This window comes from Nocardia sp. NPDC050717 (assembly GCF_040654275.1).
Classification (GTDB): domain Bacteria; phylum Actinomycetota; class Actinomycetes; order Mycobacteriales; family Mycobacteriaceae; genus Nocardia.
In genome coordinates, this window is the sequence record NZ_JBFAHR010000001.1 from 910,676 (window position 1) to 925,928 (window position 15,253).

17 protein-coding genes are annotated in these 15,253 nt (G+C 70.2%); 4 read left to right on the forward strand and 13 right to left on the reverse strand.

Annotated elements, in window-relative coordinates:
* Positions 1–3 precede the first annotated feature (3 nt).
* The 3 genes from AB0H56_RS04315 to sigE are packed head-to-tail and all read right to left on the reverse strand — an operon-like array spanning position 4 to position 2,630.
* The gene (locus AB0H56_RS04315) at positions 4–1,539 is read right to left on the reverse strand and encodes a trypsin-like peptidase domain-containing protein (RefSeq protein WP_357156916.1); all 1,536 of its coding nucleotides are present in this window, start codon (positions 1,537–1,539) and stop codon (positions 4–6) included.
* Positions 1,540–1,549: 10 nt separating this feature from the next.
* A complete protein-coding gene (locus tag AB0H56_RS04320) occupies positions 1,550–1,918 on the reverse strand; it encodes a hypothetical protein (RefSeq protein ID WP_357156918.1) in 369 nt (122 codons plus the stop codon).
* Positions 1,919–1,976: 58 nt separating this feature from the next.
* Entirely contained in the window at positions 1,977–2,630 is a 654-nt protein-coding gene (sigE, locus tag AB0H56_RS04325) for an RNA polymerase sigma factor SigE (RefSeq protein ID WP_357156921.1), read from the reverse strand.
* Between the two features lie 374 nt (positions 2,631–3,004).
* Between sigE and AB0H56_RS04330 the strand changes: the two genes are divergently transcribed.
* Positions 3,005–3,637, forward strand: coding sequence for an O-methyltransferase (locus AB0H56_RS04330; protein WP_110036597.1), 633 nt, complete (start codon positions 3,005–3,007; stop codon positions 3,635–3,637).
* On the opposite strand, the gene glgC is transcribed toward AB0H56_RS04330, so the two are convergent.
* Positions 3,634–4,851 (reverse strand): glucose-1-phosphate adenylyltransferase, encoded by a 1,218-nt coding sequence (gene glgC / locus AB0H56_RS04335; RefSeq protein WP_110036596.1) that lies wholly within the window; start codon positions 4,849–4,851, stop codon positions 3,634–3,636. The genes AB0H56_RS04330 and glgC overlap by 4 nt on opposite strands.
* A 110-nt stretch (positions 4,852–4,961) precedes the next feature.
* Between glgC and glgA the strand changes: the two genes are divergently transcribed.
* Positions 4,962–6,128, forward strand: a complete 1,167-nt coding sequence (glgA, locus tag AB0H56_RS04340) for a glycogen synthase (protein ID WP_357157863.1) — start codon at positions 4,962–4,964, stop codon at positions 6,126–6,128.
* Positions 6,129–6,203: 75 nt separating this feature from the next.
* Here glgA and AB0H56_RS04345 read toward each other — a convergent pair whose 3' ends face one another.
* The 9 genes from AB0H56_RS04345 to AB0H56_RS04385 form a co-directional block, all read right to left on the reverse strand.
* Positions 6,204–7,043 carry a putative RNA methyltransferase gene (locus AB0H56_RS04345; RefSeq protein ID WP_357157866.1) on the reverse strand — a complete coding sequence of 280 codons (840 nt, stop codon included), beginning with the start codon at positions 7,041–7,043 and terminating at the stop codon, positions 6,204–6,206.
* A gap of 14 nt (positions 7,044–7,057) precedes the next feature.
* On the reverse strand, positions 7,058–7,225 hold the full coding sequence (locus AB0H56_RS04350) for a DUF3117 domain-containing protein (protein ID WP_011211259.1): 168 nt from the start codon (positions 7,223–7,225) through the stop codon (positions 7,058–7,060).
* An 80-nt stretch (positions 7,226–7,305) separates the two neighbouring features.
* Positions 7,306–7,938: a DNA-3-methyladenine glycosylase I gene (locus AB0H56_RS04355; RefSeq protein WP_357156925.1), complete on the reverse strand. Its 633-nt coding sequence runs from the start codon at positions 7,936–7,938 to the stop codon at positions 7,306–7,308.
* Positions 7,935–8,255 carry a DivIVA domain-containing protein gene (locus AB0H56_RS04360; protein ID WP_357156928.1) on the reverse strand — a complete coding sequence of 107 codons (321 nt, stop codon included), beginning with the start codon at positions 8,253–8,255 and terminating at the stop codon, positions 7,935–7,937. Before AB0H56_RS04360 ends, AB0H56_RS04355 begins: the two co-directional genes overlap by 4 nt.
* A 38-nt stretch (positions 8,256–8,293) precedes the next feature.
* On the reverse strand, positions 8,294–9,430 hold the full coding sequence (locus tag AB0H56_RS04365; RefSeq protein ID WP_357156931.1) for an Mrp/NBP35 family ATP-binding protein: 1,137 nt from the start codon (positions 9,428–9,430) through the stop codon (positions 8,294–8,296).
* 20 nt (positions 9,431–9,450) lie between these two features.
* The gene (locus tag AB0H56_RS04370; RefSeq protein WP_357156933.1) at positions 9,451–10,308 is read right to left on the reverse strand and encodes a lytic murein transglycosylase; all 858 of its coding nucleotides are present in this window, start codon (positions 10,306–10,308) and stop codon (positions 9,451–9,453) included.
* Positions 10,309–10,373: 65 nt separating this feature from the next.
* On the reverse strand, positions 10,374–11,735 hold the full coding sequence (locus AB0H56_RS04375) for a lytic murein transglycosylase (RefSeq protein WP_357156936.1): 1,362 nt from the start codon (positions 11,733–11,735) through the stop codon (positions 10,374–10,376).
* 139 nt (positions 11,736–11,874) lie between these two features.
* Positions 11,875–12,465 (reverse strand): DUF1003 domain-containing protein, encoded by a 591-nt coding sequence (locus AB0H56_RS04380; protein ID WP_357156939.1) that lies wholly within the window; start codon positions 12,463–12,465, stop codon positions 11,875–11,877.
* The gene (locus AB0H56_RS04385) at positions 12,462–13,754 is read right to left on the reverse strand and encodes a CBS domain-containing protein (protein WP_357156942.1); all 1,293 of its coding nucleotides are present in this window, start codon (positions 13,752–13,754) and stop codon (positions 12,462–12,464) included. The genes AB0H56_RS04380 and AB0H56_RS04385 overlap by 4 nt, the downstream gene beginning before the upstream one ends.
* Before the next feature lie 33 nt (positions 13,755–13,787).
* Between AB0H56_RS04385 and AB0H56_RS04390 the strand changes: the two genes are divergently transcribed.
* Together AB0H56_RS04390 and AB0H56_RS04395 are read left to right on the forward strand one after the other, a co-directional pair.
* Entirely contained in the window at positions 13,788–14,744 is a 957-nt protein-coding gene (locus AB0H56_RS04390) for a CoA ester lyase (RefSeq protein WP_357156945.1), read from the forward strand.
* A gap of 12 nt (positions 14,745–14,756) precedes the next feature.
* Positions 14,757–15,251: a general stress protein gene (locus AB0H56_RS04395; RefSeq protein WP_110036587.1), complete on the forward strand. Its 495-nt coding sequence runs from the start codon at positions 14,757–14,759 to the stop codon at positions 15,249–15,251.
* Positions 15,252–15,253: the final 2 nt, after the last annotated feature.

Consider the following 15,253-nt stretch of genomic DNA (forward strand, 5'->3'; position numbering starts at 1 on the left):
AGCTCAGTCGGATTCCAGCGTCACAGGCACGTCCACCTGCCTGCCATCGCGGATCAACTGCACGTTCACCGTCTCGCCGATCTTGCGCGCCTGCACGGCGACGACCAGCTCGTCCGGGTTGGTGACCTCCCGATCGCCGATCTTGACGATCACATCGCCCTCGACGATCCCCGCCTTGGCGGCCGGACTGCCCGGGGCGACATCGGCCACGGCCGCGCCGCTCATCACCTCGTTGGCGACGGTCTTGGTGCGCGCGCTCAGACCGATCACCGGGTGGTGCATCTGGCCCTCGCGGATCAGGGTCTGGGTGACGGTGGTCATCACGTCGACCGGGATGGCGAAGCCGAGGCCCACCGAACCGCCGGTCTCGCTGCGGATGGCGGTGTTGATGCCGACGACGCGGCCCTCCATGTCGACCAGCGCGCCACCGGAGTTACCCGGGTTGATCGCCGCGTCGGTCTGCACGGCGTCGATCACCGCGTTGGTGTCGCTGCCCTCGCCCGCCAGCTTCACCGGTCGGTGCAGGGCACTGACGATGCCGGAGGTGACGGTCTTGCTCAGGCCCAGCGGCGAGCCGACCGCGAGCACGTCGTCGCCGACCTGCACGTCGGCGGACTTGCCGAGGGTGGCCACGGTCAGGTTCTTGGCCTCGACCTTGAGCACGGCCAGGTCGGTCTTGGGGTCGCGGCCGACGATCTCGGCGGGGACCCTGGTGCCGTCGGAGAACTGCACCTGGATGGCGGCCCGGTCGGACTTGTCGGTCGCGGCCATCGAGATGACGTGGTTGTTGGTGACCACGTATCCGCCGCCGTCGATGACGACACCGGAGCCGGTCGCGCCGTTGTCACCGACGGTGACCCGGATCGAGACCACCGACGGCAGCACGGCGTTGGCGACCGCTGCGATGCGGCTGTGCGGCTCCTCGATCCCGGCGCTCTGATCGAGGGTCACCTTGCGCGAGGTCAGCGTGGACGCGGTCTCGGCGGTGATCCGCCCGACCAGGCCGCCGAGCACGGCGATGCCGAGCGCGAGCGCGGCGAGCACGGCCAGCGCCTTGGGCGCGACGCGCGAGCCGAACAGGACCTCGCGGGCGGACAGCTTCGGGGCGACGGGCAGCCGTTCGGTGGCGGGAGTGGGCACGGCGGGGGCACCGAGCCGGGCGCCCGCGGCCGGATCGCGCCAGGGATCGACCGGACCGGCGATGACGGTGCTCGGCTCGTCCGAGCCGGGCTCGCGCTGCAGCAGCTCGTCGGAGCCGACGGGGCGGGCGAAGGCCTCGGCCAGCACGCCGTCCGGCGGGCGCTGGGTGACCAGCTGATCGGCGTCGTCCCGTTTGTCGGGCACCGTCGTCTCGTGCGGCGCGAACGAGCCGGTCTGACCGTTCGGGCGGCGGAACGCGCGCGCGGTATGGCTGTCGATGTGCGGCCGGTACACCGGACGCGGGCCCAGGTTCGGCGCGTCCGACGGCCGCAGGTTCCCCCGGTCGGCCGCCGAATCCGCGTGTTCGGTCGATCCGGAATTCGTCGATTCGCCTGTCACGTCCGAGACTCTACTTGCGCCGCCAGGTTGTCCACCGGGTCGCGGTGAAGGAATCGGTGATGAATCCGAGAAATGCCTCGTTACGGCGCGGCGGTTCGGGTGCGGTGCCGGGCAGTTCGGCCAGCGGGATCCGGGTCAGGCTGTCGTGCAGGCTGCGCGGCACGGCCACCTCGGCGGCCTTGCGCAGCGCGATGCGCGCCTGCTGCTGGGCGTCGACCTCGGCCGCGCATTCGGGGCAGACCGAAAGGTGCTGAGCGGCACGCAGATACGCGTTCATCCGCAGCTCACCGTCGACATAGGCCGCGATCGCCTCACTGGCCAGGTGCTCGGTGGGCTGGAAACGCGGGCGACGACCGGACGTATTGGGGTCCACACTCATGCGGAGTTCTTCCTTCCGACCGACATCAACCGAGTGCCCGGTGACGCCGCGAACGGCGTCACTCTGCGTAGGCGTCAGCGGAGTACCGCTGCTCAGTTCCATTATGCGCAAGGTACTCGCGCAGTGCCTGACGCCCACGGTGGATGCGGCTGCGCACGGTGCCGAGCTTGACGCCGAGCGTCGCGCCGATCTCCTCGTAGGACAGGCCCTCGATATCACACAGGACCACGGCGGCGCGGAACTCCGGTGCCAGCGCGTCCAGCGCTTTCTGCAGGTCGGGGTCCAGGCGCGCGTCGTGGTAGGACTCCTCGGGAGTCGGACCCTCGGCGGGCACGCGGTCGTAGTCCTCGGGCAGCGCCTCCATGCGGATGCGGTTGCGGCGGCGGACCATGTCCAGGAACAGGTTGGTGGTGATGCGGTGCAGCCAGCCCTCGAAGGTGCCCGGCTGGTAGTTCTGCAGCGAGCGGAAGACCCGGATGAAGGTTTCCTGGGTGAGGTCCTCGGCGTCCTGCGCGTCGCCGGAGAGGCGATAGGCCAGGCGGTACACCCGGTCGGCGTGCTCGCGGACCAGTTCGTCCCAGGACGGCATCACAGTGCGATCGCCGGTCGCGTCGAAGGCCGCGGTGCCGGTGAGTTCGGCCTCGATCTCGTCACCGTCGACGGCGGAGAGTGGCTGTTCGGGCAGTGTGGCGTGACGCGCCGTGTCTACCATCGGGATGGGACACCTCCTACTCGGGACCGCTGGCACGAAACCATGCCGGTCCGGGTCAGCGAACCTTGCAACCGGAATCAACCAGCAACTGTCTGTGGTTGTTCCCGGGTCTCGTACCCGCCGCGATCGGCTGGTCTTGCGTAGGGCAACTATTTCCTGCCCCGATATGGGCCAGGTGTGGAGATCCTGAGTGTGACCTGAGAATCCGTGCCGGACCCGACCCTAACCCCGCCCGCACCGGAAAAGCAGCAGTTCGGAGCCCTTCGTGACCGTTCCGCAAACCTTCGGCAATTGCCGGGCTCCTGGGCGACACCCACCGGCACCGCCGCTTTCGCTGAATACACAGACCCCTCCCGTGACATAGCCTCTTAGCTGTGGCATCGAACGTGGAGCGCAACCTGACTTATGTGGAGGAGTCCGTCGTCGAGGACGAAGTCCTGCTCGACGCGCGCGAACGGGCCACCGAGCTGGGCGCGGCACCCGTGCCCGCCTCCGTCGGCGCCCTGCTGAGCATGTACGCGCAGATGCTCGGCGCCCGCGCGGTCGTCGAGATCGGCACCGGCGCCGGGATCAGCGGATTGTGGCTGCTCGACGGCATGCGCGAGGACGGCACCCTCACCACGATCGACTCCGAGCCCGAGCATCAGCGCGCCGCCAAGGAGGCCTTCCGCACCGCCGAGATCGCCCCGGCCAGGACCCGGCTGATCAACGGCCGCGCGCTCGACGTGCTGCCCCGCCTCGCCGACGGCGCCTACGATCTCGTCTTCGTCGACGCCTCGCCCATGGAACACCCGCACTACGTGGAGCAGGGTGTGCGCCTGCTCCGCGAGGGCGGCGCGTTCATCCTGCACAACGCGCTGCTCGGCGGTCGCGTGCCCGATCAGGCCCAGCGCGACCCGGCCACCCAGGCCGTGCGCGCGGCGACCAGGGCGATCGCCGAGAACCCCGAACTCACCAGCGTGCTGATCCCGATCGGCGACGGCCTGCTCTGCGCCTCGCGGGGCTAACCGACCCAGATCCCCTTGCCGACGGTGACCACGCCGCCGTGGCTCACCGCGAAACGCTCCCGATCGCGTTCCAGGTCGACGCCGATGATCTCGCCCTCGCCGACCACCACGTTCTTGTCCAGGATCGCGTGGCGCACCACCGCGCCCTTGCCGATCCGCACACCGGGCATGAGCACGCTGCCTTCGACGGTGGCGCCGTCGTCGATCATCACGTTCGAGCTGAGCACCGAGTTGCGGACGGTGGCCGCCGACAGGATCGACCCGGCGCCGACGATCGACTCCTGGGCCAGCCCGCCGCGCGCGAACTTCGCCGGCGGCAGGTTCTCCGCGGCGCCACGAATCGGCCAGTGCTTGTTGTAGAGGTTGAACACCGGGTGCACCGACACCAGGTCCATGTGGGCGTCGTAGAAGGCGTCGATGGTGCCGACGTCGCGCCAGTAGCCCCGATCGCGTTCGGTGGCTCCGGGCACGTCGTTGTCGGCGAAGTCGTAGACGGCCGCCTTGCCCTCGGCGACCAGCGACGGGATGATGTCGCCGCCCATGTCGTGATCGGAATCGGAGTTCTCGGCGTCGGCCCGGATGGCGTCGACGAGCACGCGGGTGGTGAACACATAGTTGCCCATCGACGCGAACGTCATGTTCGGGTCGTCGGGGGTGCCGGGCGGGTGCGCGGGCTTCTCCAGGAACTGGGTGATCCGGCCGGACTCGTCGGAGTCGATGCAGCCGAACGCGCTCGCCTCACTGCGCGGCACCCGGATGCCGGCGACGGTGACCCCGGCGCCCGAGGCGATGTGGCTGGCCACCATCTGCTCGGGGTCCATCCGGTACACGTGGTCGGCGCCGAAGACCACGATGTAGTCGGGGTCCTCGTCGTAGATCAGGTTGAGCGACTGCATGATCGCGTCGGCGCTGCCGGTGTACCAGCGCGGGCCGAGGCGCTGCTGCGCTGGCACCGGGGTGATGTACTCGCCGGTGAATCCCGACAGCCGCCAGGTCTGGGAGATGTGGCGGTCCAGCGAATGCGACTTGTACTGGGTGAGCACGCACAGACGCAGATATCCGGCGTTGACGAGATTGCTGAGGACGAAATCGATCAGCCGGTACGCGCCGCCGAAGGGCACGGCGGGCTTGGCACGGTCTGCGGTGAGCGGAAACAGTCGTTTGCCCTCGCCACCGGCGAGCACGATCCCGAGTACGTGCGGCTGGCTCCTCACCCTGCTCAAAGTACAGGCTGGGCGGCACAACGGTGGCTCATGTCGACCCGAGGGTCTAATTTGGACCAGTGAGTTCTGGCACCGACAGCCCCCAGGCGGAGGCGGACCCGCTGCGAGTCGCGATGCTGACCCGGGAGTATCCGCCGGAGGTCTACGGCGGGGCGGGCGTCCATGTCACCGAACTCACTTCCCGGCTGCGGGATCTGGCCGAGGTGACGGTCCACTGCATGGGCGCGCCGCGCCACGGCGCCGTCGTGCACCGCCCCGATCCGGAGCTCTACGCCGCCAACGCCGCACTGCAGATGATGTCGGCGCAACTGCGGATGGCCGATGCGGTGGGCGCCGTCGACGTGGTGCACTCGCACACCTGGTATTCGGGGCTGGCCGGGCACCTCGCCGGCGCGCTCTACGGCATCCCGCACATCCTCACCGCGCACTCGCTGGAACCGCGCAGGCCGTGGAAGGCCGAGCAACTCGGCGGCGGGTACCGGCTCTCGTCCTGGTCGGAACGCAATGCCATGGAGTACGCCGACGCCGTCATCGCGGTGAGCGAGGGCATGCGCCGCGACGTGCTCGACGCCTACCCGGCCATCGATCCGGGCCGGGTCCACGTGGTGCACAACGGGATCGACGCGAGCGTGTGGCATCCCGGCCCGCCCGCCGGGGACGACCAGCCCGTGCTCGAACGACTCGGTGTGCGCGCCGACGCGCCGATCGTGTCGTTCGTCGGCCGGATCACCCGGCAGAAGGGCGTCGGCCATCTGCTCGCCGCCGCCGCGGATTTCGACCCGGACATCCAGCTCGTGCTGTGCGCGGGCGCCGCCGACACCAGGGAACTCGAGCTCGAGGTCGCCGCCGCCGTCGACGGATTGCAGGCCCGGCGGGGCAACGTGTTCTGGGTGCGGGAGATGCTCCCGACCGAGCAGGTGCGCCAGATCCTGACCGCGTCCACGGTGTTCGTGTGTCCCTCGGTGTACGAGCCGCTCGGCATCGTCAACCTCGAGGCGATGGCCTGTGAGACCGCGGTCGTCGCCTCGGATGTGGGCGGGATTCCCGAGGTCGTCGCCGACGGTGGGACCGGGCGGCTGGTGCACTACGACGCCGCCGACACCGCCGAATACGAGCGAGGGCTGGCCGCCGCGGTGAACGCGGTCGCCGGCGATCCGGCCCTGTCCGCGCGCTACGGCGAGGCGGGGCGTGCACGTGCCATCGCGGAGTTCGACTGGGCGCGGATCGCCGAGCAGACCGTCGAGGTGTACCGGAGTGTGCTGCGGTAGACCGGCGTCGCTGTCGGAGGCGTTGCGGTCTGTGCGGGGGCGGTGGTTGGTTGCCTCACGGCGGCCGCGGGGTCGTCAGGGGGCGGGGGTGTAGACCGAGACGTCGACCGAGGCGGTGACCTCCGTGGTGTCCGGGAGAGCGGCGATGCGTGGGTCGTCGGTGGGGGTGCCGTGGAAGGCCGACGGGCCCATCGCGATGACGTTGGTGACGTCGTGCCGGGACAGCTTCATCGGGAACTCGACCAGGGTGTGGTCGGTGCGGGTGAAGGCGCCTGCCAGGGAGCCGGCCAGGCGCCGTTCCTTGTCCGGGTCGACGCGGACCATGTCGAGCGGGCCCACCAGCTCGTTCAGGTGCCGCGCGGTGGGGGTGACCACGACGAAACGGCCGCTGGGGGCGAGCACGCGGGCCACCTCGGCGGGATTGCGCGGAGCGAAGACCGACAGCACGCCGGCCAGGGAGTTGTCCCGGATCGGCAGCCCGCGCCAGGCGTCCGCGAGCACGGAGGCCATGCGGGGGTGGGCACGGGCGGCCCGGCGCGCGGCGGGCTTCGACACGTCGAGCGCGATCCCACGTGCCTGCGGTACGGCGGACAGCACCTCGCCGAGGTAGTACCCGGTGCCCGCGCCGACCTCGAGGATCGCGCAGGCAGGCGATGCCTGGACGCCCGTGGACGTGGCGCCGAACGCGCGCGCGACGGCCGCGGCCACGGGGGCGAAGTGGCCCGCGCTCAGGAACGCCGCGCGGGCATCGAGCATGTCGGCGGTGTCGCCGGTCATCTTCGTCGACGCGCCGGTCAGCAGCCCGACATAGCCCTGGCGGGCGATGTCGAAGCTGTGCCGGGTGTCGCAGCGCAGCGCACGGTCGTGCGCGCGCAGTTCCGCTCCGCACTCCGGGCAGGCCAGGAGCGCGGCCAGCTCGGTGAGTGCCGTCAGCTGGTGACGCTCTTCAGTTCGTCACCGAGCGCCGCAGCCTCGTCCGGTGTGAGTTCGACGACCAGACGCCCGCCACCCTCGAGTGGAACCCGCATGACGATTCCACGACCTTCCTTGGTTGCCTCGAGGGGACCGTCCCCGGTACGGGGCTTCATGGCCGCCATCCTCTGCTCCCTCCAGATCTGCGCGGTCGAGTGCGCACCTGTTCTCTGACTCGCCGGGTGTTCGGCGGGCCACACCGGTCCTATTCTTCCCTATTGCCGACTCGGGCGGACACCTGAGTACGAAATGTGACCGCCGGGTCGGTTCCGTTCGCGGCGGAGCGCACCCAGCAAACCGCCAGGTGATCGTCCACCATTCCGGTCGCCTGCATCAGGGCGTACGCGGTGGTCGGACCGACGAAAGCGAAGCCGCGGCGCTTCAATTCCTTTGCCAGAGCTATGGATTCGGGGGTCGTCGCCGGGACGTCGGCATTCGTCGCCGGGCGCGGGCGCGGCGCGGGCGCGAACGACCACAGCAGCTCGTCCAGGCTCACCGGCAGGTCCCGAGCAACCTTCGCGTTGGCGATGGCCGCGTCGATCTTGGCCCGGTTGCGCACGATCCCCGCGTCGGCCATGAGCCGGGCGCGATCCTCGTCACCGAACTCGGCGACCTTCGCGATCTCGAAGCCGGCGAAGGCGGCGCGGAAGGCGGGCCGTTTGCGCAGGATGGTGATCCAGGCCAGGCCGGACTGGAACGCCTCGAGGCACAGCCGTTCGAACAGCGCGTCGTCGCCGTGCAGGGGCGTGCCCCACTCGGTGTCGTGATAGTCGCGGTAGAGCTGGGATCCGCTCGCCCAGGTGCAGCGGACGAGCCCGTCGTCGGCGAGCTCGGTCACGGTCGTTCCTGGCCGGGCGCCACCTGGGCCTGCCACTGCCGTACCTGCGCCAGCTCGAACTCGAGCTCGTCGATCCGCTCGGCCAGCCTGCCCAGCGCCCAGTCGACCTCACCGGCCTTGTAGCCGCGCACCACCTGCTGGAACCGCAGCGCGCGCACGTCGGCACCGGTGACGCCCTGGGCGGGCAGCACCGTGGCCGTCGTGCCCTCGGGTAACGGGCCCAGCTCCTCGGACCGCCCGAACACGGCACTGGCCACCAGGAACAGCATCGCCGCGACAAGTCCGACGATGAGCACGTAGAGCAGCAGCGTCAGCATGTGCACAGCCTAGGCAACCCCACCGACAACTCCCGGCTCTACAGATGGCGGGTGGTATCGATGCCGAGCGACATGCCCGCCAGGCCGCGCTTGCGGACCGCGAGCTTGTCGGCCACCCCGCGCAGAGCCTTGGCGGCCGGGTTGTCCGGCTCGCCGAGCACGATCGGGGTGCCCGCGTCGCCGCCCTCGCGCAGCGCCTGCTCGATCGGGATCTGGCCGAGCAGCGGCACCGTGGCGCCGACCGCGCGGGTCAGCCGATCGGCGACGACCTGGCCGCCGCCGGAGCCGTAGAGCTCCATCCGCGAGCCGTCGGGCAGGTCCAGCCAGGACATGTTCTCCACCACGCCCGCGATCCGCTGACGCGTCTGCAGGGCGATGGCGCCAGCGCGCTCGGCGACCTCGGCCGCCGCGATCTGCGGGGTGGTGACCACCAGGATCTCGGCGCCGGGGATCAGCTGCGCGATGGAGATCGCGACGTCGCCGGTGCCGGGCGGCAGGTCGAGCAGCAGCACGTCCAGATCGCCCCAGAACACGTCGGCCAGGAACTGCTGCAGCGCGCGGTGCAGCATCGGACCGCGCCACACCACGGGCGTGTTGCCCTGGGTGAACTGCGCGATCGAGATCATCTTCACGTCGTGGGCGATGGGCGGCATGATCATCCGCTCCACCTGGGTGGGCTTGGCGTCGGAGCCGAGCATGCGGGGGATGGAGTGGCCGTAGATGTCGGCGTCGAGCACACCGACCGACAGGCCGCGCTGGGCCAGCGCGACGGCCAGGTTCGCGGTGACGCTGGACTTGCCGACACCGCCCTTGCCGGAGGCGACCGCGTACACCCGGGTGAGCGAGCGGGGCTGGGCGAACGGGATCACCGGCTCGGCCGAGTCACCGCGCAGCGACTTGCGCAGCTCGGTGCGCTGCTCGTCGCTCATCACGTCGAGGTCGACGGTCACCGCGCCCGCGCCGGGCACGTCGGCGACGGCCTTGGTGACCCGCTGGACGATCTCGGTCCGCAGCGGGCATCCCGAGGTGGTCAGATACACCTCGACGTGCACGTCACCGCTCTCGGCGATGGCGATGGACTTGACCATGCCCAACTCGGTGATCGGCTTGCGGATCTCCGGGTCGTCGACCTTCGCGAGCGCCGCCCGCACATCCGCTTCCGTAATCACTGGCATATGCCCGATTTTATGCTGCCTCAGATTCGGGGCAGGTCTTGGGGCTTGGGGGCGAGGCCGCTCGAGTAGGAGCCGGACCAGGCCATGACGTTGGCCACGTAGGCCATCGAGTTGTTGTAGCGCAGGATCGCCTTGGACTGCTGGGAGAGGTCGCGCATGTTCAGGCCGCCGTCGCACAGGTAGCGGCCCGCGGTGAGCGCGGCGTCGAAAAGGTTCTGCGGATCGGAGATGCCGTCGTGGTTGCCGTCGGCGGCGTAGCGGTGCCACGTCTCGGGCAGGAACTGCATGGGGCCGATGGCGCGGTCGTAGCCGCCGAGCCCGTCGAGCTCACCGCCGTCGCTGTCGTAGATGACGTTGTTGCCGTAGAGGCTGCCGTCGAGCACCGGGCCGTAGACGGCCTTGATCGGATTGCCGTCGGCGTCGGCCTTGCCGTAGGCGTGCGTGGATTCCACCCGGCCGATTCCGGCAAGCAGCGACCAGGACATCCCGCAGTGCGGATTCTCCACGGCCAGTTGCTCTTCGGCGTTCTGGTAGGCCGCGACCGCGATGCCGGGGATGCCGAGCGGTCCGGCGGGCAGATCGCTGGCGGCCCGATCGTCCGGCAGCGCAACGGTTTTCACCACCGGGTTGGCGGCGGGGGAGAGGCGGGCCTCGGCGTGCTCGACCACGGCGGCATCGGCCTGCGGCGCGGCGACGAGGTCGGGCGCGGCCTCGGAATCGAGACCGGGCAGGTCGTGTTCGACGGCCGCGGTGGTCGCGGTGCTCGCGTCGGTCGCCGCCGCGGTGACGGCTACGAGTCCGGCGGGAACCAATCCGGTCAGGGCGATGAGCGAGCTACGTCGAACCGTTGTCGCAGGCTGTTTCCGATGACGACCCATGCCCCGAGATTACCGCACCCGAGACCTTTTTGTTACCCCCTTGTGATCTGAATTTCGGTTTGATCTCAGGGCGCGGGCGGGGCGGGCGGCAGCGGGATAACGATGTTGAACGGCAACGTGATTCCGGGCTGCGGGGTCGGCGTGGGAGCGGCGGGCTCGGGCGCCGGTTCCTCCGTCGCCTCGATGCCGGGTTCGGGCGTCTTCTCCGGCACCGGCGTGGCCTTCTCGACGGGCGCGGGCACCGGCTCGGCCGTGGCCGGGGTGCACACCGGCGCGCTCGCCTGCTGGTCGGTGGGCTGCTCGGGCTGGGCCGGATCCTTCGGCGCCGCGGCGCCGAACGTCTGCTCGGCGGGCTTGGCTGGGTCGGCCGGATTCGGCATCTGGGCGGGCACCGGCTCGCTCACGCAGTCCTGCGGCGGGGCGACGGGCGCCGGGCAGAAGATGCCGCACGGGATCGGCGGCAGGCCGGGCAGCGTGATCATCACCTGCGTCGGCGTGGTGACCTTCGGGGTGTTCGGCGGCAGCTGGTTGGTCGTCGACGGCGGCGCCGCGGTGACGGGCGCGTCGGTCGAGGCGGCCAGCACGTTCGGCGAGACCAGCGGAGCGCTGCCCGGCGGCACGATGTCGGGCGAGATCGTGACCTGGCTCGGCGCGCCACCGGTGCGGTACGCGGCCGACCAGCTCAGCACATTGGCCGCGTAGGACATCGAGTTGTTGTAGCGCAGCACGGCACGCAGTTCCTGCGCGGCGTCGCGCAGGTTCAGCCCGCCCGAGCAGAGGTACTTGCCCGCGCCGAGCGCGGCGTCGAAGACGTTGTGCGGGTCGGTGGCGCCGTCGCCGTTGCCGTCGGCGGAGTACAGCGCCCACGTGCTCGGGAGGAACTGCATCGGCCCGACGGCCCGGACGAAGCCGCCGTCGGCTTCCTTGATGACCTCGTTGCCCGGCAGGGTGCCGTCGAGCGCGGGGCCGAAGATCGGGGTGGTCGAGGTGCCCGCCGCGTCGGTGCGGCCGTTGCTGGCGTGCCCGGATTCGATACGCCCGATCCCGGCCAGCAGATTCCAGGTGAGCCCGCAGCCCGGTTGCGCCGTCTCGAGCGCCAGTTCGGCATTGCGATAGGCGGCGAGCACGATCTCCGGGATGCCGAGGGCGCCGCTGCCGGTGGGCAGCGAGATGCTCTGCAGCGGAACGGTTCCGGCGAAGGGGGCCAGGCTGTTCGCGGACGGGGTGAGCGCGCGCAGTTTGCGCGGGGCCTCCTGCGCGATCGGCAGCAGCCCGACGACCTCGGACGGATCGGTCTCCGGAGTGTCCGCGGTGCTGCTCGCGGCGGCGGCCAGCAGGGCTTCCGGTGCGGTGGGCGCCTTGCTCGGCGTCGCGGTCTGCACCGACGACCCGGACGCGACGAGTCCAGCGACGACAAGGGCCGACATCGTTATCGGAGCAGAGATTCGCATTGCGGCCACACCAACCCTCTTCGTCGAAGCAGCGGTCCGCAAGTCCCCCTCCGGCCCGCCCGGAACAACGTGACCCAGGTTACCTACCGGTCAGGTAGTTGTTGAGCATTTCCGGTTACTCGTCTGAACCACCTGGCGAAACCGGGGTGGGAGTGGGTGTTTGACCGGAGGTTTTCTTGCGGGCGGCCTTCCGTTTCTTTTCCGGCTTCGGCGCGCCGTCGGGCGTGGTAACCGCATCGATGCGGTCGAGGATCTCCCTGATGTCCTCCAGCTCGCGGCGCAGGTAGTCGCGGGTGGCGACATCGCCGACCGCCAGCCGCAGCGAAGCCAGCTCGCGGGCCAGGAATTCGGTGTCGGCCTTGGTCTGCGCGGCCCGGCTGCGGTCCTCCTCGAGCGAGACCTTGTCGCGGTTGTCCTGCCGGTTCTGCGCCAGCAGGATCAGCGGCGCCGCGTAGGCGGCCTGCGTGGAGAAGGCCAGATTGAGCAGGATGAACGGGTACGGATCCCAGCGCAGCGCCACCACGAACACGTTCAGAATGATCCAGACGATCACGATCACCGTCTGGATCGCGAGATACCGCCCGGTCCCGAGGAATCGGGCCACCTTCTCACTGCTGCGCGCGAACGCCTCGGAGTCCCAGTCGAAGCTGAACCGCGAACCGACCGGCGTCTCCAGCCGGGCGCGCGCCGGATTCTTCTCGCTCACGCCGTCGTCCCTTCACCCATGTGCGCGAGTGGTTCCTCTTCCTCGCGCCAGTCCTCGGGCAGCAGATGATCGAGGACGTCGTCGACGGTCACCGCGCCGAGCAGATGGTTCTCGGTGTCGACGACCGGTCCGCACACCAGGTTGTAGGTGGCGAAGTAGCGGGTCACCGCCGCGAGCGGCAGATCCGGCGACAGCGGCGTCAGATCGGCGTCGACGATCCCGCCGACCAGATGCGCCGGCGGCTCGCGCAGCAGTTGCTGGATGTGCACGCAGCCCAGATAGCGGCCGGTCGGGGTGGCTGTCGGCGGCCGCACGACGAAGACCATCGAGGCCAGCGCGGGTGTGAGATCGGGATCGCGAACCCGGGCCAGCGCCTCGGCGACGGTGGTCGACGGGCCGAGCACCACGGGCTTGGGCGTCATCAGACCGCCCGCGGTGTCGGGGGAGTGCGCGAGCAGGCGGCGGACCGGCTCGGATTCCTCCGGGTCCATCAGGGCCAGCAGCGATTCGGCCTCGCTCTCGGGCAGTTCGCCGAGCAGGTCGGCGGCGTCGTCGGGGTCCATCGCCTCGAGCACGTCGGCGGCGCGGCGCACCTCGAGGTGGCCGAGCAGGTCCACCTGGTCGTCGTCGGGCAGCTCCTGGACGACGTCGGCGAGGCGTTCGTCGTCGAGCGCCAGCGCGACCTCGACGCGCCGCTTCTCCGGCAGTTCGCGCAGCCGGTGCGCGACGTCGGCGGCGCGCAGGCCCTCGTACTGTTCGAGCAGGGTGGTGACGTCCTGGCCGGGCCTGCCCACCTCGGCGGGGGTCAGTCCGTCGACCTGCGACCAGTCGACCACGTGCACTGTGCGCCTGCGCCCGATCCGGCGGTGCCCGCGTACCGCGACCCGGCCGATCACCCAGTCCCTGGTCCTGGTCTGCTCGATGCCGAGATCGGCGACGAACACGTCGACGCCGGCCAGATCGGGCAGGCCGGGATCGTTCACCCGCACCTGGCTGTCGACGATCTGGGCCAGCGCGAGCATCTCGCCTGCCCGCTGCGCGAAGCGGCGCAGGCTCACGGTGCCGGTGTTGAGCGTGACGATGCCCGGCTCGATCGCGGTGACCCGCAGCATCGGCACGAAAATCCGCCGCCGGGTGACCAATTCGACGACGAGGCCGTGCACCCGCGGTTGCTGGCGCCCGTGCCGGACGGCCACGACGACGTCGCGGACCCGGCCGATAGACTCCCCGTCCGGGCCCAGCACCGTCAGACCGGCGAGCCGGGCAACGTACACCCTGGTGGTTGCCATAACCCTCAGGCTAGGCGAACAGAGGAGGAGCCCTTGCAGCCTCGCCGATCGGTGCTCGCCGTACCGGGCAGCAATCCCAAGATGATCGCCAAGGCCAAGGGCCTGCCGGTCGACGAGATATTCCTCGATCTCGAGGACGCGGTCGCACCCGGCGCCAAGGCCGCGGCGCGCGCGAACATCGTCGCGGCGCTGAACGAGCCGGGCTGGGGTTCACAGCTGCGGGTGGTCCGGGTCAACGACTGGTCCACCGAGTGGACCTACGCCGACGTGATCATGGTGGTCGAGGGCGCCGGCGCGGCACTGGACGCGATCCTGCTGCCCAAGGTCGTCGACGCGGCCCAGGTGCAGGCGCTGGATCTGCTGCTGACCCAGCTGGAGAAGGCCAGCGGGCTCGAGGTCGGGCGGATCGGGATCGAACCGCAGATCGAGAACGCCCTGGGACTGCGCAACATCGACGCCATCGCCACGGCGAGCCCGCGCGTGCAGGCGCTGGTGTTCGGCCCGGCCGATTTCATGGCCAGTATCAACATGCGCACGCTGGTGGTCGGCGAGCAGCCGGAGGGCTACGACGTCGGCGACGCCTACCACCACATCCTGATGACCATTCTGCTCGCCGCCCGCGCGCACGGCCTGCAGGCGATCGATGGTCCCTACCTGCAGATTCGGGATCTCGACGGCTTCCGCCGGGCGGCGGGACGCACGGCCGCACTGGGTTTCGACGGCAAGTGGGTCCTGCATCCTGGCCAGGTCGACGCCTGCAACGAGATCTTCAGCCCGCGCCAGGGCGACTACGACCGCGCCGAGCTGATCCTCGACGCCTACGCCTTCCACACCTCCGAGGCGGGCGGCGCGCGCGGAGCGGTGATGCTGGGCGATGAGATGATCGACGAAGCCAGCGCGAAGATGGCGCAGGTCATAGCAGACAAGGGCCGAGCAGCGGGAATGACGCGCACGACGCGTTTCACTCCACCACAGCCGGTCTCGGACTAGCAGAATGGGACTATGACGAATCCCTTGGGCAACCCGAACCGCGGACGGCAGGCGTTGCCGACGCCGCCGTCGGGCTGGCCGGTCGGCTCGTATCCGACCTACGCCGAGGCGCAGCGCGCGGTCGACTACCTGGCCGACGGGCAGTTCCCGGTGCAGGACGTGACCATCGTCGGCGTCGACCTGATGCAGGTGGAGCGGGTGCTGTACCGGCTCACCTGGGGCAAGGTCATCGGCGGCGGCGTGGTGTCGGGCGCCTGGCTCGGCCTGTTCCTCGGCCTGCTGCTGAGCCTGTTCACCACCACCGGTGGCGCGCTCGGCCCGCTCGTGGTCGGTCTGCTCGGCGGCATCGTGTTCGGCGTGATCACCACTTCGATCCCGTACGCGGCGACCCGCGGCCAGCGCGACTTCGCCTCGACGATGCAGTTGGTGGCGGGCCGCTACGACGTGCTGTGCGATCCGAAGACCGCCGAACGCGCCCGCGACATGCTCGCTCGATTGGCCCTGTGAGC